This window comes from Bacillus sp. NEAU-242-2 (genome assembly GCF_027853835.1).
In the GTDB taxonomy this organism is placed as follows: Bacteria; Bacillota; Bacilli; order Bacillales; family Bacillaceae; genus Bacillus; species Bacillus velezensis.
This window is the reverse complement of record NZ_JAPNNY010000002.1, coordinates 83,876-104,437: the sequence shown is the minus strand read 5'-3', so window position 1 is coordinate 104,437 and position 20,562 is coordinate 83,876. Positions and strand designations below refer to the sequence as shown.

The window sequence follows — 20,562 nt, the reverse complement described above, 5'->3', positions numbered from 1 at the left end:
ATGCATGATACACAACAGCTGCCTCTGACAGGCGCACAGGCCGGTATCTGGTTTGCGCAGCAGCTTGATCCTGATAATCCGATTTACAATACAGGCGAGTACGTTGAGATAAACGGCGCGATCGATGTGAACATATTTAAAACCGCTCTCGAACGCGTGCTGACGGAAGCCGCGTCATTACACGCCCGCTTCGAAGAGGGAGCAGACGGGCCGAAGCAGATCATCAATCCTCCATTTGAGGCTGCGATCGATGTCATAGATGTGAGTTCAGAAGCTGATCCGAAGCAGGCCGCACTCAGACTCATGCAGACAGATTTGGCTCAGCCCGTTGATATGGCGGCCGGGCCTTTGTTCCGCGACATTTTATTTCAGGCGGGACCGGAACGCTTTTTCTGGTATCAGCGCATTCACCACATTGCGATAGACGGCTACGGTTTTTCACTGCTGGCACGGCGTACGGCGCAAATGTACACCGCAATACGGGAAGGACGTCCGGATAACGGGCGCTCCTTCGGCTCTTTGGAGGAACTGGTAAAAGAAGAACAAGAATACCGCGCGTCTGATCAATTCCTGAAAGATCGGGAGTTTTGGATGGAGAAATTTGCGGATGAACCTGATGTCGTCAGTTTGGCAGAAAGAGCGCCGAGAACGTCAACAAGCTTTCGGAGAAGCACGGCTTATCTTTCTGAAACGGCTTTACAGCATGTAAAAGCGATTCCGAACTGGCATGAAGCCGTCACAGCCGCAGCGGCGGTATATGTCCACCGGATGACAAACGCAGGGGATATCGTGCTCGGTTTACCGATGATGGGACGGATCGGCTCGATTTCACTGAATATTCCGAGTATGGTCATGAATCTTCTGCCTTTGCGGCTTTCTCTCCGCCCGGATATGAATTTTCATGAGGCCGTCAGCCAAGTGGCAAAAGAAATCCGAAACATCCGGCGCCATCAGAAATACCGCCATGAAGACATGCGCCGCGATCTTAAATTGCTCGGAGAAAACCGCAGGCTGTTCGGCCCGCAAGTCAATGTGATGCCGTTTGACTACGCGCTTGATTTCGCCGGAGCGCCAGGCACCGTCCATAACTTATCAGCCGGGCCCGTTGATGATTTGTCAATTAACGTTTACGACAGAGCGGACGGAAGCGGAATGCGTGTGGACTTTGATGCGAATCCGGAAGTGTACAGCGCCGAAGATATTGAAAACCATCAAAAACGATTCCTGCTTCTGTTGGAATCCGCTGTGAAAGACCAGACACAAAAAATCGGCACACTCAACCTTCTGCTTGAAAGTGAACGTCTCTGCGTACTGGAAAGCTGGAATGACACGCGCAAGGCCGAGAAGCAGAAAAGTCTGCCGGAGCTGTTTTACGAACAGGCCGTAAAAACACCGGACCGGCCGGCAATCATCACCGAAAACGAAGAGCTCAGCTATGCCGAATTGAACAAGCGCGCGAACCAGCTTGCCGGCATGCTAAAGGAAAAGGGGCTTGGACCGGAACAATTTGCCGCTTTGCTGCTTCCGCGGTCACAGGAGTTGGCCGTGAGCATGCTGGCCGTTTTGAAAACGGGAGCCGCATACCTGCCGCTTGATCCTGATTTTCCTTCTGAGCGGATCACATACATGCTCAAAGATGCACAGCCTGCATGCCTGATTACAACGATGGACTTATCCGGCCGCATGCCGGAAGACAGTGATGTAAAAAGGATCATTCTCGATGACCCGGATACGGTAAAAACCGTTGCCGCTCAAAATGCTGACTGTCCCGCTCAGGCGGAATGTTCGCCTTTGCACCCCGCTTATATCATCTATACATCGGGTTCAACGGGCAAACCGAAAGGCGTAGTCGTGACATTAAAAAGCGTAAGCAATTTCCTCTTATCCATGAGGGAAATGTTCCCGCTCGGCGCACAAGACCGCCTGCTTGCCGTTACGACTGCGGCGTTTGATATTTCCGGACTTGAGCTCTTCCTTCCGCTCATCAGCGGGGCGGGGTGCGTCATCGCACGTAAAGAGACGATTCAGGAACCGCGGGCGCTTGCGCACATGATTCACTCATACGGTATTTCAATCATGCAGGCAACGCCGACATTGTGGCATTCATTAGTCACCAATGAACCGGATTCCCTCCGGGCGCTGCAGGTGCTTGTCGGAGGTGAGGCGCTTCCGAACGCGCTTTTGCATGCTCTGCTTGAATCAGGCTGTACGGTGACAAATCTGTACGGGCCGACTGAAACAACAATCTGGTCGGCCGCACAGCCGCTTGCAAAAGGCCATACAGGGGCGCCTCCGATCGGAAAGCCGATTTGGAACACGCGGGTATACGTGCTGGACGCCGCATTGCAGCCAGTCCCGCCGGGAATTGCGGGCGAGCTTTATATAGCGGGCGAGGGGCTTGCCAGAGGTTATTATAACCGTCCTGATTTAACAGCTGAAAGATTCATTGCCGATCCGTACGGACCCGCGGGCGCGAGGATGTACCGGACGGGAGATCTCGTGCGCTGGCGTGAGGACGGCTCGCTTGATTATATCAGCAGAGCCGATCACCAAATTAAAATCCGCGGGTTCCGGATAGAATTAGGAGAAATTGAGTCAGTGCTGTCGAAATACCCGGGTATTTCGCAGGCCGCCGTCATTGTCCGTGAAGACCAGCCGGGAGATAAGCGGCTGGCGGCTTATGCTGTCGCGGATCAGCCCCTTGATATCGGCGGACTTCGTGAATATATGGGCGAAAGCCTGCCGGATTATATGGTGCCGGGCGCGTTTGTACAGCTGAAAGAATTGCCGCTGACGCCGAATAAGAAGCTCGATCGCAGCGCTCTGCCTGCACCTGATTTTTCCGCTGTCCTGTCTGACAGAGGGCCGCGGACGCCGCAGGAAGAAATATTATGCGATCTGTTTGCCGAAGTTCTCGGTCTCGCGCGGGTCGGAATTGATGACGGGTTCTTTGAATTGGGCGGACATTCGCTCTTAGCCGGACGCCTGATGAGCCGGGTCCGGGAGACGATGGGCGCAGAGCTTGGCATCGGCCGTCTGTTTGATACGCCGACCGTTGCCGGGCTCGCCGCACAGCTTGACACCGCAAAGAGTGCGCGGCCTAAGCTCAAGCCGTTTGACCGGCCGGAGCACATCCCGCTGTCATTTGCGCAGCTGCGTCTTTGGTTTCTCTACTGTCTTGAAGGGCCAAGCCCGACTTACAACATTCCGGTGATTGTCCGCATGTCAGGCAAGCTTGACCAATCAGCGCTGAAACACGCCTTTTACGATGTTGTCTGCCGTCATGAAAGCCTGCGCACCGTTTTTCCGGAAAATAAGGGATCATCTCATCAGCTCATTTTACCTGCTGAAGAAGCCCGCCCTGTGTTTACAGTGACACAAGCAGACAAAAACGAGCTCCAAGACATGCTTGCCGCTGCGGCACGATACCGGTTTGATCTTGCTAAAGAGCCGGCCGTCCGTGCTGAGCTGTTTGATCTTGGTGACGGCGAATATACGCTGATGGTTCTCCTGCATCACATCGCAGGCGACGGCTGGTCCTTGAATCCGCTCATGCGTGACTTATCCATAGCCTATATCGCCCGGCAAACAGGTGAAAAAGCAGAATGGGCGCCGCTGGCGGTTCAATATGCGGATTATGCGCTTTGGCAGCAGCAGCTTTTAGGCAGCGCGTCTGATTCTGAGAGCTTAATTGCGCGCCAGCTGGATTTCTGGAAGAAAACGCTTGAAAATGTACCGGATCAGCTGGAGCTGCCGTCTGATTTTCCGCGTCCCGCTGAATCAAGCTACAGGGGCGGCGTCATTCCGGTCAACATCGGCCAAGAGCTTCATGCCCGTCTTCTCTCACTAGCCAGAAATCAGCGCGTAAGCCTGTTTATGGTGCTTCAATCAGGGCTTTCCGCACTGCTGACCCGGCTCGGGGCGGGAACCGATATTCCGATCGGCAGTCCGATAGCCGGCCGCAGTGATGACGCATTAGGAGACCTTGTGGGTATGTTCATTAATACACTCGTACTGAGAACCGATACCTCTGGCGATCCGAGCTTTTGTGAGCTTCTTGAAAGGGTCAGGGAAATGAATCTCGCAGCATATGAACATCAGGACGTGCCGTTTGAACGTCTCGTGGAAGAATTGAATCCGGTTCGCTCCCGGTCAAGACATCCGCTGTTCCAAGTGATGCTCGCATTCCAAAATACGCCTGACCCTGTACTCAGTCTTCCTGATATGGAAACAAGCCTGCAAATCAGCAGTGTCGGATCGTCCAAATTTGATTTGACATTGGAATTGGCTGAACAGCGCCATGATGACGGCACGCCTGCCGGTATTGAAGGCTTTCTGGAGTTCAGTACAGACTTATTCAGAAAAGAAACGGCTGAAGCACTTGCGGGACGCCTGCTTCTTCTGCTCGAAGATGCCGTATCACATCCGGATAAACCGATCGGAAGCTTAACCATTCTTTCTGATGAAGAGCGCCGGAAGCTTTTGTCGGTTAAACGGGCAAAACAGCATATTCAGCCTCGGCAGACACTGCCTGAACTGTTTGAAATACAGGCCGCCGCAAAATCGGATGAAACGGCGGCAGTATTTGAAGAGAGCGGACTCACTTATCAAGAGCTGAATAAAAGAGCCAATCAGCTCGCGCACATGATGATTGCCCGCGGCGTCGGCCCGGAGCAGTTTGTCGCACTGGCGCTGCCGCGTTCTTTAGATATGATTGTCGGGCTGTTAGCCGTCCTGAAGACGGGGGCAGCGTATTTGCCGCTTGATCCTGATTATCCCGCGGACCGCATCGCTTTTATGTTACATGATGCCAAGCCTGTATTTATGCTCACCAATCGTGAAGGCGCAAGTAAGCTCTCTGGCGAAAACGGCATGCCGGCCTTCATCCTGGATGATCCGCAGAATAAGGAAACACTTCGGCAATATGCCGTCACGAACCCTGAGAATGCCGACCGGATTCGTCCGCTGTCACCGCTTCACCCGGCCTATGTCATTTACACGTCGGGATCAACAGGTGTGCCGAAAGGTGTCATCATTCCGCACAGCAATGTTATCCGGCTGTTTGAGTCGACGCGGCATTGGTATCACTTTAATTCTGATGATGTATGGACGATGTTTCACTCCTACGCTTTCGATTTCTCTGTCTGGGAAATATGGGGGCCGCTGCTTCACGGCGGACGTCTCGTCGTCGTGCCGCATGACATCAGCAGATCGCCGGAAGCGTTTCTACATCTCCTCGTGAAAGAGCGAGTGACCGTACTTAACCAAACGCCGTCAGCGTTTTACCAGCTGATGCATGCGGAAAAAGAACACAAAGAGCTGGGGCGTCAGCTCGCACTCAGATATATCATCTTCGGCGGCGAGGCGCTTGAGCTGAGCCGGCTTGAGGATTGGTACAGCCGCCACGCGGACAATCAGCCGGTGCTTGTGAACATGTACGGCATTACGGAAACGACGGTGCACGTCAGTTACCTTGAATTAGACAAAAACATTGCCGAACTGAGAGCAAACAGCCTCATCGGCTGCGGCATTCCTGATCTGAACGTATATGTGCTTGATGACCGGCTGGAGCCCGTGCCTCCGGGCATAACGGGTGAAATGTATGTTGCCGGAGGGGGCGTGGCGCGAGGCTACTTAGGGCGGCAAAGTCTGACCGCCGAACGCTTTGTGGCTGATCCGTACGGCCCGCCGGGAACGAGAATGTACCGGACGGGGGATTTAGCCCGTCTGCGGACGGACGGTTCTCTTGATTATATGGGCAGGGCGGACCACCAGATTAAAATCCGCGGCTTCCGGATTGAATTGGGAGAAATCGAAGCGGTTCTCGTCAAACATCCGGATGTCGAGGATGCCGCCGCAGTCGTCCGTGAAGACCGGCCGGGAGATAAACGGCTGGCCGCCTACCTTGTCCGATCTGCCGGCAGCACTTTGGACACGGGGGACGTGCGCCGGTTTGCCGAAGAAAGCCTGCCGGATTACATGATTCCGTCAGCTTTTGTCCAAATGAATGAACTGCCGCTGACACCGAATGGAAAGCTTGACCGAAAAGCGCTCCCTGCGCCTGACTTCCAAACTGAGGTCACCGGCCGGGGACCGAGAACGCCGCAGGAAGAAATGCTGTGTGAGCTGTTCGCAGAGGTGCTTCATCTGCCGCGTGTCGGTATTGATGACAGATTTTTTGATTTAGGCGGCCATTCTTTGCTTGCGGTTCATTTAATGAGCCGTATTCGGGAAGCGATGGGAGCCGAGCTCAGTATCGGAACACTATTTGAAGCTCCTACGGTGGCAAGCCTTGCTGAAAGACTTGAGTCAGGAACGGGCACAAGCGCGCTTGATGTTCTTCTTCCGCTCAGAACGGCAGGAGAAGAAACACCGTTGTTCTGTGTCCATCCGGCCGGCGGTCTCAGCTGGTGTTATGCCGGGCTGATGTCTTCTTTAGAGGCTGATTATCCGATATACGGCTTACAGGCGAGAGGCATCGGAAAAAAAGAACCGCTTCCGCAAAGCTTAGATGACATGGCGGCGGATTATATTGAAAAAATCCGCACCGTGCAGCCGAAAGGGCCGTACCGTCTGCTCGGCTGGTCTCTCGGAGGGAATGTCATTCAGGCCATGGCGACACAATTACAGAGCCGGGGCGAAGAGGTTTCGCTTTTGGTGATGCTTGACGCGTATCCGAATCATTTTCTGCCGATAAAAAATGCGCCTGATGACGAGGAAGCCGTCATTGCGCTGCTTGCCCTGGGAGGGTACGACCCGGACAGCCTCGGGGATCAGCCGCTTGATTTTGACACCGCGCTGACCATTCTCCGCCGTGAGGGGAGCGCATTAGCCAGCCTGGACGAGTCAGTGATGATGAATCTGAAAGACACGTACGTTAATTCTGTCGGGCTGTTAGGAACATACAAGCCGAAGCCGTTCCACGGAGATGTGCTGTTCTTCAGATCCACGATTATTCCGGAGTGGTTTGACCCGATTGAGCCGGATACTTGGAAACCGTATATTACGGGGAAAATCGAGCGGTATGACCTAGACTGCCGCCATAAAGATATGTGCCAGCCGGGCCCGCTTGCCGACATCGGCGCGATTCTGGCAGAGAAATTAAACGGACGGCGTACAGTCCGGTAAAGAAAGGAAAGAGATGATATGACAAATCCATTTGAACGGGAAGACGGTTCATACCATGTGCTCGTCAATGCTGAAGGCCAGTACTCACTGTGGCCGGCCTATCTGGATGTGCCGGACGGCTGGGAAACCCGCCTGACGAATGAAACCCGCCCCGTTTGTCTCGAATATATTGAAACAAACTGGCGTGATATGAGGCCGGAAAGCCTGAAGCGGACCGAAGCTGCTAAAATGTAATAAGAAAAGCCTGCCGTTATTTCGGCAGGCTTTTTATGCGGACATCAGCCGTTAAGCTGTGTATGATCACAAAATGTATAAGGGTGGCCTTCTTCATCCGTGCACCATGACTGAGACAGAAAAGCCAAAAAGACCGCGGCCCACTGGTCTGCAAACTGGATTAAAATACCGCCGTCGTGCCACGTTCCGTTATCCTTCTTCCAGCGTGTATCAATTGGGTTTCCCTGATTCATATGAATATTATGCATGCCGTTTGTCGGCTTGAACCCGAAAATCTTATCAGCGCCCGGCTCCGGCCCGAATTTAGAGCCGTAAATATAGACGGTGGCTTTTTCTGATTTGGCTTTTTGCATGTACGTCTCAATAAAGTCATTTAAGTCATTATCCGGCCCGGTGACTTCATGCGGAAGGGGCACCATGTTCCGGGGATCAAACAATCCGCCGCGGACATAATCCAGCGCCAGCTCACGGCTGGTTTCATCAATTGGGGTATATCCATACGGAATGTTCGGCAGCAGGGTGATCGCGCTTGCGTCAAAATGATCGCGTGCCGCATACAGAACCTCTGATTCTTTTGAACTTGACATGACATTGATCGCACAGCGATAGCGCGTATCAGGCTCGCCTAGCACCTCGACTTGAAAATGCGGAGAATCATCATCTGTTTCCCTTCTCATATCTAACACAGTGCCTTTTAATACACCATAGTGCTGAACAGCCATATGAATCCTCCTTTTTCTTCCGGGATATGAATTGATATTCGAGACAGGGGGCCGTTTTTCCTTTTATGAGAAAGGAAAAAGACAGCCCGCTGATCAGGCTGTCCTCTTCATCTCTATTAAGCTTTTGCAGCCGAACCTTGCATTGCTTTTTCAGCAGGCACGTAGTCATAGCCTAAGTCTCTGGCTACCGCTTCATACGTGACATGTCCGTTAGCCGTATTTAAGCCCGCTTTAAGCGCAGGGCTGTCTGCAATGGCTTGTGCCGCGCCTTTATTGGCGATTTGAAGCGCGTAAGGAACGGTTACATTCGTTAATGCGAGCGTAGACGTACGCGGTACGGCGCCCGGCATATTGGCGACAGCGTAGTGAACGACGCCGTGTTTTTCGTAAGTCGGATTATCGTGGGTTGTAATATGATCGACGGTTTCCACAATGCCGCCCTGATCGATGGCAACATCAACAATGACGGAACCCGGTTTCATTTGTTTAACCATTTCTTCCGTAACGAGAGTCGGCGCTTTGGCTCCCGGGATGAGCACGGCGCAGATCAGAAGATCCGCTTCCGCGACGGAATCTGCAATATTTACAGGGTTTGACATCAATGTTTTAATCTGATGCCCGAAAATATCATCAAGCTGACGCAGGCGGTCTGCGTTCAAATCGATCATTGTCACATCGGCACCGAGTCCGACAGCCATTTTCGCGGCATTTGTTCCGACGCCGCCCCCTCCGATGATCGTGACTTTTCCGCGGGATACACCCGGTACGCCGGCTAATAAAATTCCTTTTCCGCCCTTTGGTTTTTCAAGAAACTGTGCTCCGATCTGCGCGGCCATTCTGCCGGCCACTTCGGACATCGGCGTAAGCAGCGGAAGGGAACGTCCGTCCGTTACCGTTTCGTACGCGATAGCTGTCACGCCTTTTTCTGTAAGCGCTTTAGCTAATTCCGGCTCTGCGGCTAAATGAAGATAAGTGAACAAGACCAGACCTTGACGGAAATACGCATACTCTTCAGCCAGCGGTTCTTTTACCTTCATGACCATTTCCGCATCCCATACTTGCTTTCTGTCCTCCAGAATTTCCGCCCCTGCTGATACATAATCTTCATTTGTAAAGCCGCTTCCGAGTCCCGCTCCGGATTCCACAAGAACCCGATGGCCGTTTCCGATAAGCTGTGAAACGCCTCCAGGTGTTAATGCCACTCGATTTTCATTGTTTTTGATTTCTTTTGGAACCCCGATAATCATGTCTGTTTCCCCCAATGTTTGTGTGATGCTTCAAGTGTAGCGCGATTTTTGCGAAAATTCTTTGTTTGAAACAGAAAATAAAAAAACACGGATTTGTGAAATTTCACGAACCCATGCTGCGAAGTTTGATATCCAGGTAAATCGTAAACTTCTCATTCACATTTTTTAAGTCGATTTCTGCGATCTGGCTGATTCTTTTCAGCCTGTAATTCAATGTATTGACATGGATGTTAAGCGCTTTAGCGGCGGTGTTGACGTTGCTGTCGGCATCAATAAAATGTTCGAGCGTTTTTACCATATCGGCTTGGTGCTCCCTGTCATACTGCTCAAGCTTTGACAGGGAATAGTTCATATAGCCGCTGTGCTTGCGTTTTTCATCCAACACATCAAGGTACTGATAAATGCCGAGTTCAGAAAAGCTGAAAAGGTGTTTGGTTTCTCTCACAAACCGCTCTTTCGCTTTTAATACGGAGAGCGCTTCCTGATAGGATCGGTAAACGTAAGAAATCGATTCGTAAATACCGCCGATCGCAATCGACGCATCCTCAATTTTATATCGTTCCTTCAGCTGTTTTTGAATATGAAGAGCGAAGTGCTTTAAATCTTTAAAAGGCTGATCGGTTTTCGGCGCGGCTAATAAGATTAATTCATTTGAATCAACAGTCGCCAGCATGACATGAATCTGCTGTGTCGTTTCCTGCAAATATTGCAGCTGTTGTTCCGTCTTTTCAGTCAGCTCATCATGTAAACGGATGATCATGACGCTGAACACGGACGGCAGCGCCATTCCGAGCTTATGAAACCCTTCGGCCATCTCGGCTTCCTGATAGATATGGCCGGTCAGCATTTTCCAAAAAAACTCCTGGCCCCGCTCTTCGATTTTCGTTTTGCGGATCTGCAGGTGCAAAAGCTTGTTCCGCACCGCTTTAGCGGCCAGCTGAAGTGTCTTCAGATCTTCGTCATTGAGCTTTTTTTTGATCTCAAGCGCCCAAATAAATCCGAGAACCTGACTGTTTTTCCAGATGGAAATCGCCACGCGGTTGCTTAGGCCCACCTCGTCAATTTCTTTCACTTTGATCGGCTGGTCCGTTTTTAAAAGGGCCGGAATGGTTCCGTCTTTCCACAGTTTGTTGATGACTTTTTCCGGCACCCTCCGCCCGATAATCGTCGACGTCCGGGCCGGATCTGTACAATCGCTGTGCGTGCTGTATGCAAGCAGTTTATGATTAACGTCTTCTATTGTAATGGGGCATTGAAGAACTTCACTGATATGGTCGGCAACATCTTCAAGCCTGTCGAAACTGTACTTAAATGGATCCTTTGGATTGGTCATCTGTATCCCTACTTTTTCATAGCTTCATATCTTGATCTTACCATCTTGCTTTTCAGACTGAAAGGCATCTTTGCAGGGAAATAGACTAGGACAATAAGATCATTCAGTGAAAACGAAAATAATAAGGAAATAATACTATTGTATTTACAAAATGTGTAAATATGACGAAAAATCCGATATATCATAAGACTCATTTTGTAAAATTAAAACAGATTTGTTTGACTGTGCCGATTGGTTGTTTTTATAATAATGACGTTCAAAAAATAAGTGAATTAGCCCATATTTAGGCTGATGACACAGGAGGGTATAAGGAATATGTCTGGATTAATTCGTGTCACACCCGAAGAGCTAAGAGCGATGGCTAAGCAATATGGCGTTGAAAGTCAGGAAGTCATGAATCAGGTTGACCGCCTGAACCGCATGATTTCTGATTTGAAAGGTATGTGGGAAGGTGCTTCAAGTGAAGCATTCGCGGATCAATATGAGCAGCTGAAACCTTCATTTATTAAAATGTCTGAATTGCTTCAAGATGTGAATCATCAGCTCGATCAAACGGCAAATACGCTTGAGTCTACCGACCAAGATATCGCTAACCAAATTCGCGGATAATAAGATGAATGAAGAAACGGAGCGCCTGATTCAATCAAGAAGACGGCGCTCTTTCTATGTAAGGGTGATATGAATATGTATATCGATATTACAATAGATTTAACACATTATAACGGCAGCGTCTTCGATCTCAGATTGTCAGATTACCATTCTGTGAAAAAAGTCATTGATATTGCCCGGCAGGCTCAGCATGTATCCGTTCCGCCGCGTGAAGGCTATTGGATCAGAGTGGTCAATAAAGAAACGGTTTTTTCCGGAGAACAAAAGCTATCTGACTGCGGCATTACGAACGGAGACCGCCTTGAAATTTTATGAAAGGACATGGTGGAATGACAGGTCATAACAGATCTTATTTAGAAACAGAATTAGACGCCGTCCGGGAAGAAACCGAATCAGGCTTCACGTTCACCTTCCAGCGGGAAAAAATCAAGCTTCTTGACGGGCTGGAAGCGAATGTGATTAAAGACGCCGATCCTTTTTTTCAAAAAGAGGTCTCAGTTTCAGAAGACGAAGTAACCATCACAATCAAACCTCCTTCTTCTTATCAGGCTTTCCGCTATATAAAAGGAAAAGATAAAAAAAGCAGGTGGCAATTTGCCTACCGTCTCGTCCAAGCCGTGAAACAGCATAAGCTGAAACGTCTCAATCTGATTGCCGCCCCTGAAAATATCGTGTTTGATAAAGCGCTGACGCCTTACTTTCTTCATTACGGCGTAAAGGAGAGCCTTCCGCCTTATGAGGAAGATAGAGAAAGGGTGTTAAAAGAGCTCAAAGCCTGTGCGGCGCTTGCAGCTGACGGGGCGTACACCTTCGATGAATATTTGAAGTACAAGGAGACGCTTCATTTCTCTCCTGAGGTGAAAAGCGTGTTAGAAGCGGAGACGATTGAAGAACTGGAAGAAGCCATTCAAACCGCAATTGATTCCCTCGAAGAAAGGGACAAGACATACATAAAACTGCCGAAAAAGAAATGGAAAATCCAAAGATACGCCGGTCTGGCGCTTGCCGTCCTCCTTGTGCCGGCACTTCTTTACTCCTTATACGTTCTGTTTTTCGCCCAGCCGAAGCAAGAGGCAATTACGGAAAGCAACCGCTATTTTTTAAATCAGCAGTACAGCAAAGTCATTGACACACTCGCTAAATACGATGCGGAAAGCCTCCCGGAATCTGTGCAGTACGAGCTTGCTTCCTCTTATGTGGCAGTTGAAAATCTGAGGGAAGAACAGCGGAAAAACATCGGGAATCTGGTCACGCTGCAATCAGACCCGAAGCACTTCCTTTATTGGATTGATATCGGCAGAGGGGAAAATGAAGAAGCCATCAAAATCGGCCGCAATCTTGAGTACAACCCGTACATCTGGCTCGGACTTACAAAATATAAACAGCAATTATTAGCGGATGACAGTATGAAAGACGACGAAAAGCAGAAAGAACTGGACGCCGTGGAAAGCGAGCTTGCGAAGGCGAAAAAAGAGGCGGAGGAACAGCATAAAGAAGCGGAGGAAAACAGTGACACCGCCGAAGCTTCCGACGGACAAGATGAAAGCAAACAAGACAAAGCGAAAGATAACAAAGAGAACGACAAGAAAGATGAGAAAAAAGATGAAAAAAAATAACAGCACACATCAAATGGCCGCATGTAACGATCAGGCTGTCAGGAGGTTCGCCATATGAGTCTGTTATGGGTCTTTTACCGAGAGAACGTACAAAAGGTTCAGCTGTCTGAACTCCCGCCCTCTCAGCCGATTACGATCGGTCCGGATATGAAAGATACAATCACGGTCGGCACACTTCCGTTACGGCAAAGCGCCGCAACCCTTTATCGGAAAGAAACAGATCGTTATGATGTTTTCCTGGGAAATAACTGTGCCGGCGAATTGACAATAGGAAATGAAATGCCCTGCCGGATTGAAGAAGAGACGATGCGGCTTCTGCTCACCCCTGACCAGGAAGAATCCTCCGTGTATTTTATCGGCGGGAAGGATGAGATCGTTTTCTCATCAGAAACAGAGGAAGCGGATATATACAAAGAGCCGTCCTCCGCTCAAACAGGGGCTTTTTATCTGCGAAAGTCGGGAGGATGCTGGTCTGTCGTCTCTGATGGCCAGGAAGTTTATGTGAACGGAAAGCTTGCAGAAGCTCCCGAAAGGCTCCGGACGGGAGATGAGCTGCTGTGGAATTTTCTGCGTGTGAGGCTGACGGAGGACGACCTTTTAGAAATCGTTCATCACGAAAAGCTTCAAGCCGGTTTAACCAAAACGGTAAAACCAAGCACCGAAATGAAAAAGAAATACCCGCAATATCGAAGAACGCCGCGCATGGTCTACGATCTTCCCGAAGACCGCGTTTCATTCAGCTTTCCCTCGCAGGAAAGCGAACAGAATAACCGGGGGCTGTGGCTCGTCATTCTGCCTCCTGTGGTCATGCTGATTGTAATGGGGGTTGTCGCCATTATACAGCCGAGGGGCATATTCATCCTTGTCTCTTTGGCGATGTTTATGATGACTCTCATTACGTCCACCGTGCAGTATTTCCGTGAAAAAAACCAGCGGAAAAAACGGGAGGAAAAACGGGAGCGTGTGTACAAGCAGTATTTAGAAAGCAAACGGAAAGAGCTTCAGACGCTGTCGGAAAAACAGCTGCACGTGCTGACGCATCATTTTCCCCCGTTTGAAAAAATGAAATATTTAACTTCTGAAATCAGCGGCCGCATTTGGGAGAAATCGCTGGAAAGCAGGGATTTTCTGATGCTTCGGCTCGGAACGGGCACGGTCCCGTCAAGCTACGAGATTTCAATGAGCGGCGGAGACTTGGCGAACCGTGATGTGGATGACTTGATGGAGCAGTCGCAGCACATGCAGCGTGTGTATAAAGATATCCGCCATGCGCCCGTGACCGTTGATTTACAAGAAGGGCCGATGGGGCTTGTCGGGAAACCTCAGATCGTCAAAAATGAAATTCACCAGCTGATCGGCCAGCTCGCGTTCTTCAACAGCTACCATGACCTGCGATTTGTCTTTATCTTTCATGAGGACGAATATAAGGAATGGGAATGGATGAAGTGGCTGCCGCAATTTCAGCTGCCTCATATGTATGCGAAAGGATTTATTTACAATGAACAGACCCGCGATCAATTGTTATCGTCCATTTACGAGCTGCTGCGGGAGCGGGATTTGGAAGAGGATAAAGAAAAAAAGATCTTTCAGCCGCATTTTGTCTTTGTCATCACAAATCAGCAGCTGATCGCAGAGCACGTCATTTTAGAATACATTGAAGGCCGGCATGAGCATCTCGGCATCTCGGCAATCATCGCCGCGGAAACGAAGGAAAGCCTGGCAGAAAACATTCACACCCTCGTCCGCTACATTAATGAAGATGAGGGAGACATTCTCATTCAGCAGAAAAAAGCGGTGCAGATCCCGTTTAAGCTGGACAGGCATGAACGGACAAACAACGAGCGGTTTTCCCGGACGCTTCGGACATTGCACCATCAGGTCGGAATGACGAATTCCATTCCTGAAACGGTCTCATTTCTCGAGCTGTTTCATGCGAAGGAAGTAAAAGAAATCGGCATCAGGCAGAAGTGGGAGACAAGTGAGTCTGCAAAATCGCTGGCTGTTCCGATCGGCTATAAAGGAAAAGACGACATCGTCTATTTAAACCTGCATGAAAAAGCGCACGGGCCGCACGGATTGCTGGCGGGAACGACCGGCTCCGGGAAAAGTGAATTTCTGCAAACGTATATCCTGTCATTGGCCGTTCACTTTCACCCGCATGAAGCGGCGTTTTTGCTGATTGACTATAAGGGCGGAGGAATGGCGCAGCCGTTCCGCAAGATGCCGCACCTTCTCGGGACGATCACGAATATTGAAGGAAGCAGAAACTTCAGTATCAGGGCGCTTGCATCCATTAAGAGCGAGCTGAAAAAACGGCAGCGGCTGTTTGATCAATATCGCGTCAATCACATCAATGATTATACAAAGCTGTATAAACAGGGAGAAACGGATATTCCGATGCCGCACCTGTTTTTGATTTCAGATGAATTTGCCGAGCTGAAAAGCGAAGAGCCTGACTTTATCAGGGAGCTTGTCAGTGCGGCCCGCATCGGACGGAGCCTTGGTGTGCATTTAATTCTCGCCACGCAAAAGCCGGGCGGCATCATTGACGACCAAATATGGAGCAACTCACGCTTTAAGGTCGCGCTGAAAGTGCAGGATGCAAGTGACAGTAAAGAAATCCTGAAAAACAGTGATGCGGCGAATATTACGGTCACCGGACGCGGCTACTTGCAAGTCGGAAATAACGAAGTGTATGAGCAGTTCCAGTCTGCCTGGAGCGGCGCCCCTTACATGGAAGATGTATACGGCACCGAGGATGACATTGCTATCGTTACCGATACCGGCTTAATTCCGCTGTCTGAGGTGGATGCGGATGATGCGGCGAAAAAAGACGCCCCGGCAGAAATAGAAGCCGTAGTCGAAGAAATCGAGCGGATTCAAAATGAAATGGGCATTGAAAAGCTGCCGAGCCCGTGGCTTCCCCCGCTTGCCGAACGTATCCCGCGCACGCTTTACCCCGCGCAGGAAAAAGACCGCTTCTTCATCGCCTGCGTTGATGAGCCTGATCAGCAAAGACAGGCGCCTCTCGCTTACACGATGATGGATGACGGCAACATCGGCATTTTCGGCTCATCCGGCTACGGCAAGTCAGTGGCTGCCATCACCTTCCTGATGAACTTCGCGGAAGGATACACGCCGGAAGAGCTTCATATGTACATCTTTGACTTCGGAAACGGCACGCTTCTGCCATTGGCAAAGCTTCCGCACACCGCAGACTATTTCTTAATGGATCAAATGAGAAAGATCGAAAAATTCATGATCCGCATCAAGGAAGAAATCGAGCGGCGGAAACGGCTGTTCAGAGAAAAAGAAGTCAGCCATATCAAAATGTACAATTCGCTCAGTGAAGAAGAGCTGCCGTTTATATTTATCACAATTGACAATTTCGACATCGTCAAAGATGAAATGCATGAATTAGAAACGGAATTTATCCAGATTTCACGCGACGGGCAAAGCTTAGGTATTTACTTCCTGCTGACCGCAACGAGGGTAAACGCCGTCCGCCAGTCACTGTTAAACAACATAAAAACGAAAGTCGTCCATTATTTAATGGATCAGTCAGAAGGATACTCCATTTACGGGCGTCCGCCGTTCAGTCTCGAACCGATCCCGGGCCGCGTCATGATCCAAAAAGAAGAACTGTATTTCGCACAAATGTTTCTTCCGGCTGAAGCGGAAAATGACCTCGAGATGTTCCAGGCGCTGAAAGCTGATGTCAAAGCTTTAGCTGAGCGCCACTCCGGAACAGCCGGTCCAGACCCGATTCCGATGCTTCCGGATATGCTGACGGCCGGCGAATTTTCACTCCGTCTCGGCCCGGAACAAGAACCGTTCCGCATTCCTGTCGGGCTTCATGAGGAAAAGGTCAGCCCTGTGTACTTTGATCTGGGTAAAAATAAACATTGTCTTATTTTGGGCCAGACACAGCGTGGAAAAACAAATATCCTGAAAGTGATGCTGAATCACCTGCTGCGTGAAGGTACGGAACGGGTCGGGCTGTTTGACTCGATTGACCGGGGACTGTCGCAGTATGCGCAGGAAACAAAGGTCAGCTATCTGGACACAAAAGAAGACGTCCGGCAGTGGATCGAAACGGCAGAAGCCGTTTTCACGGAGCGCGAAGCTCAGTATGCGCAGGCCGTCAAAAATGGCGATGTGCACAAACTCAGTTTCTCTCCCGTCGTGTTAATGGCCGACGGCATTACAAGATTCCAGCAGACGATCGACACCGCCATACAGGACAAGCTGGCGATGTTTATGAAATCTTACGCGCATGTGGGCTTCAGTTTTATCCCGGCGGGCAATCACAGCGAATTCTCAAAAGGCTATGATTCCTTAACGACGGAAATGAAACAGATCCGCCACGCGATGCTGCTTGTGAAAAAATCCGAACAAAATGTCATTCCGCTGCCTTACCAAAGGCAGGAACCGGACATTCAGCCGGGCTTCGGCTATTTGGTTGAAAACGGGAAGGAGCAAAAAATCCAAATACCTTTATGTTCAGCGGAAAGGGAGGCCGTCAGATGACCGAACAACGAAAAAGCCTGATCAAATTAATAGCCGCGGTCGTCATCATTCTGCTGCTGCCGGTGCTGTTTTTCCGGTTTATCGGCGATGACCCGGGAAAACAAAAAATCAACGCCACCCGCCAAATCGCAGTCGTGAATGAAGACATGGGCTTACAAACAGATGAAAATGAGGAAGAGGAATCCGTCCATTTCGGCAAAGAAGTAGCGGCCGCTCTCGGCGGCCGTCCGGATTATTCATGGACGGTTGTCAACAGGAGCGCGGCTGAAAACGGTCTGGCAGCTAAGAAGTATGACGCCGTCGTTTACATTCCATCCGATTTTTCAAAAGACATCTTAAGCTATGATAAGGAGCGTCCGCAAAAAGCCACGCTGACATTCAATATTCAAAGCAACCTGAACGCCGTCAACAAAGAAAAAGTGCAGCGTGAGCTTGAAGACGCCCAAAAATCAATGAATAAAAAAATGTCGGCATTATATTGGAATTTCGTCTCACAAAAAGTGAACAATGTCCGAGGCGATTTTGACAAGATCGTCAATAAAGAATCAGAGTTTCAAAACGTCATGTACAACTTTTACAAGCCGAGCTCCAATGACTTGGCAGGTGAAATCAAACGGCAAAAAGACCTGATTGACGAACTGAAAAAATCAATGAATGAAGCGCAGGGCGCGGTAAAAGAAAAACTGACCTCGGCAGATGAAGCCAAAACCACGCTCAAAGACTTTGCCGACACGGTCGAGCGCTACAAACAATATCAAGAAAATCAGAAAAAACTGCTGATGGCCGCGCAGGAACAAAATCAAAAGCAAATCACAACCGGATTGAACGCCATTAAAGCACAGCAGGCCGCCAACCAGTTCAGCACGATGATGAGCGGGCTGTCTTCAGGCATAAATCGGGCGCAGACACAGCTTGACCAGACGGGATCGTCTCTTTTGGCCGCCCAACAGGTGAGAGAAGCGCAGATTCCTGAGCAGGAACACGGGATGGCAGATATTCAATCCAATTTACTGAACAATTATTTGACTCAATATAAAGCGCAAGCAAGATTTGAAACATTGAACAGCATTCAAACCCTTATGAAAAGGGATCGGCCGGCATTAACCGTTCCGGAAAAGGACCCGGGGGATGACGGCTCGGATGACCCGAATGAAGAAGAAAAACCGGAAGAAGAAAAACCGGAAGAAGAAAAACCCGGCGATCTGAAAATTGACCTTGACGATCAGCGTGAAGAATTAAAACGCATCTCTGCTGAAATCAATCACATTTCTGACGGATTAAAAGAACCGGAAAAAGAAAGTCCGGACCCTGAAAAACCGGGCCAAGGCGATGACGGTGAAAACTCCGGCGATACCGATCCGAATAACGGAACGAATCCCGGAGAAGACGGAAAAACGGAAGACGGCACAAAAGAAGAGCAGCCTGCTTCCGATAACACAGGCGATCAGGAGCCAAAAACCGTCCAGACCGCGACAGCCGCTGAAAACGTCACTCCGCCTGCTGATGAGCCGGCGGACGATCCAAACGATTCTGAAGGGGACGGCGGCACGGACATATCTGAGGCAAAAGAAAGGCTGAACCAAGCCGCAGAACGCATTCAGCAAATTGAAAAAGAGCTGGAAGAGAAACAGCAGACTCATAATGAAGAACTGAAAAAACGTCTCGATGCTCTTGATGAAGAAATCCAGGGCCTTAAAGACCAGATTGATGACGTCAAAAAACGGGCAGATAAATTAAAGAAAAATCTGAAAGAATTGGAAGAAACGAGAAAACAAGACTTCAATACCGTTTACAGAATGATTGTAAGAACAGAACAGAACATTCTGAACTACCCGTCATTGGATAGCGGCCGCAAATCTGCTCTTGAACAGATATTTGCCGCTGACATTAATACAAAAAAGATATCCGATTTAATGAGTTACTATAATGATTTATCCCTGTATGAGGCGACACTCTATCACTCTCTTGACGCGGGCTCGCTGCCTGATGTGAAAAACCGGGTGCTGAAAGCCCAGCAAGGCGAAGTCCAAACCGTTCTCGCCATCAAACCGGAAGAAACGGCAAGCTGGGAAAATCTGAAAAACAATAAAATGCAGACAGATGAAGACATCAGCAATTTTATTAAAGGCATGACCGAATTCTCGGATAACTACAGCTCGTATATCAGAGATGAACAAGCGGGAGTGCTCAATGAGCTTGCCAGCATTTCAGACAGCGCGGCGAAAGCATCCGATCAGCTGGCTGAAGGCGCTGTGCAGGAAGCGGCCGTGTTCAGCGGAGACGGATTAACCGGAACGATGGCGCTCGGCGCTCAGGATACCGTCGGCCGCGAAGTCCTGCAAATGTCTGACACGATGGGCCATCTGTCAGAACGCCAGTCCGGCATCATCAGCTATACCGACAATATGCAGCAAAGCGTAAATGACGTCCAGCAGAAAGCGGACACCCTGAACAGCAACTGGGGCAAAAACGTCAATTCCACGAAATTGATCAGAAATGACGTGTACGGCATTTTAGGGAACGCGCTCGTTGACGGACAGGAAAACGGCTACGTTTACGATTATCTCGCCAACCCGCTTAAAATCAGCGGAGAGGTGCCGGAAGACCGGGTTCAGAATGTTCCGCCGGTCGTCATTTTGGTGATCGTCCTGATCAGCAGTCTTCTGATCGGCTATTTCAGCTCGTATTATCAGCAGGCGCCGCTTCTTGTCAAAGGCGCGCTCTTTGGGATTTTAAACATTATGGTCGGATTGATGATCAGTCTGTTCGGTCTGAATATCTATTCGCTTCCGGATGATCAGACGATTAAATGGTCAGTCTTTACGATTCTCTTGCTTGCGGCGAGTTCAGCTTTTATCCGGGCAGCCTTTGTCTTCGGCTCAATTACCGGATGGATCGCATCATCCGCGCTCATTCTCTTTTATGTGGCGCCGTTGATCGACCTAATTATGCCGAACTTCACCTTTGACAGTCCGGTTTCGAAAGTCTATATCGATATCCAATACGGAACGGGCCATCTGTTTGCGATGGGCATAACGGTTCTTGCGATCATTACGCTGATTGCGGCGGCGCTTCCGCTCATCATTCGGCTGCTTGCGGAAAAAACGGAGGAAAGTGATCAGTCTTATGAGGCGTAACACAAT

General features: G+C 49.7%; 10 protein-coding genes. 7 read left to right on the top strand and 3 right to left on the bottom strand.

Annotation, left to right across the window (positions count from 1 at the left end):
• Both OWN49_RS05445 and OWN49_RS05440 read left to right on the top strand, forming a co-directional pair.
• Window positions 1-7,128 (top strand): amino acid adenylation domain-containing protein, encoded by a 7,128-nt coding sequence (locus tag OWN49_RS05445; protein WP_176283509.1) that lies wholly within the window; start codon window positions 1-3, stop codon window positions 7,126-7,128.
• An 18-nt stretch (window positions 7,129-7,146) separates the two neighbouring features.
• Window positions 7,147-7,362 (top strand): MbtH family protein, encoded by a 216-nt coding sequence (locus OWN49_RS05440; protein ID WP_003152009.1) that lies wholly within the window; start codon window positions 7,147-7,149, stop codon window positions 7,360-7,362.
• A 44-nt stretch (window positions 7,363-7,406) separates the two neighbouring features.
• On the opposite strand, the gene OWN49_RS05435 is transcribed toward OWN49_RS05440, so the two are convergent.
• From OWN49_RS05435 to OWN49_RS05425, 3 genes are all read right to left on the bottom strand, one after another.
• The gene (locus OWN49_RS05435; RefSeq protein ID WP_077722772.1) at window positions 7,407-8,084 is read right to left on the bottom strand and encodes a YukJ family protein; all 678 of its coding nucleotides are present in this window, start codon (window positions 8,082-8,084) and stop codon (window positions 7,407-7,409) included.
• Window positions 8,085-8,200: 116 nt separating this feature from the next.
• A complete protein-coding gene (gene ald / locus OWN49_RS05430) occupies window positions 8,201-9,331 on the bottom strand; it encodes an alanine dehydrogenase (protein WP_070082293.1) in 1,131 nt (376 codons plus the stop codon).
• A gap of 103 nt (window positions 9,332-9,434) precedes the next feature.
• Window positions 9,435-10,664 (bottom strand): PucR family transcriptional regulator, encoded by a 1,230-nt coding sequence (locus OWN49_RS05425; protein WP_003152012.1) that lies wholly within the window; start codon window positions 10,662-10,664, stop codon window positions 9,435-9,437.
• Between the two features lie 315 nt (window positions 10,665-10,979).
• On the opposite strand from OWN49_RS05425, the gene OWN49_RS05420 reads away from it, so the two are divergent.
• The 5 genes from OWN49_RS05420 (at window position 10,980) to esaA (ending at window position 20,556) form a co-directional block, all read left to right on the top strand.
• Entirely contained in the window at window positions 10,980-11,273 is a 294-nt protein-coding gene (locus tag OWN49_RS05420) for a WXG100 family type VII secretion target (protein WP_003152013.1), read from the top strand.
• A gap of 75 nt (window positions 11,274-11,348) precedes the next feature.
• Entirely contained in the window at window positions 11,349-11,588 is a 240-nt protein-coding gene (locus OWN49_RS05415; protein ID WP_003152015.1) for an EsaB/YukD family protein, read from the top strand.
• Window positions 11,589-11,602: 14 nt separating this feature from the next.
• Window positions 11,603-12,889, top strand: a complete 1,287-nt coding sequence (gene essB / locus OWN49_RS05410) for a type VII secretion protein EssB (RefSeq protein WP_077723177.1) — start codon at window positions 11,603-11,605, stop codon at window positions 12,887-12,889.
• 54 nt (window positions 12,890-12,943) lie between these two features.
• Window positions 12,944-17,419 (top strand): type VII secretion protein EssC, encoded by a 4,476-nt coding sequence (gene essC, locus OWN49_RS05405; protein WP_077722771.1) that lies wholly within the window; start codon window positions 12,944-12,946, stop codon window positions 17,417-17,419.
• Entirely contained in the window at window positions 17,416-20,556 is a 3,141-nt protein-coding gene (gene esaA, locus OWN49_RS05400) for a type VII secretion protein EsaA (protein ID WP_176283508.1), read from the top strand. The genes essC and esaA overlap by 4 nt, the downstream gene beginning before the upstream one ends.
• Window positions 20,557-20,562: the final 6 nt, after the last annotated feature.

Excerpts from the sequence above, each read along its gene's own strand:
- OWN49_RS05445 (WP_176283509.1), top strand. The coding sequence starts at position 1 with ATGCATGATACACAACAGCTGCCTCTGACAGGCGCACAGGCCGGTATC.
- OWN49_RS05440 (WP_003152009.1), top strand. The coding sequence starts at position 7,147 with ATGACAAATCCATTTGAACGGGAAGACGGTTCATACCATGTGCTCGTC.
- ald (WP_070082293.1), bottom strand. The coding sequence starts at position 9,331 with ATGATTATCGGGGTTCCAAAAGAAATCAAAAACAATGAAAATCGAGTG.
- OWN49_RS05425 (WP_003152012.1), bottom strand. The coding sequence starts at position 10,664 with ATGACCAATCCAAAGGATCCATTTAAGTACAGTTTCGACAGGCTTGAA.
- esaA (WP_176283508.1), top strand. The coding sequence starts at position 17,416 with ATGACCGAACAACGAAAAAGCCTGATCAAATTAATAGCCGCGGTCGTC.
- essC (WP_077722771.1), top strand. The coding sequence starts at position 12,944 with ATGAGTCTGTTATGGGTCTTTTACCGAGAGAACGTACAAAAGGTTCAG.
- essB (WP_077723177.1), top strand. The coding sequence starts at position 11,603 with ATGACAGGTCATAACAGATCTTATTTAGAAACAGAATTAGACGCCGTC.
- OWN49_RS05420 (WP_003152013.1), top strand. The coding sequence starts at position 10,980 with ATGTCTGGATTAATTCGTGTCACACCCGAAGAGCTAAGAGCGATGGCT.
- OWN49_RS05415 (WP_003152015.1), top strand. The coding sequence starts at position 11,349 with ATGTATATCGATATTACAATAGATTTAACACATTATAACGGCAGCGTC.
- OWN49_RS05435 (WP_077722772.1), bottom strand. The coding sequence starts at position 8,084 with ATGGCTGTTCAGCACTATGGTGTATTAAAAGGCACTGTGTTAGATATG.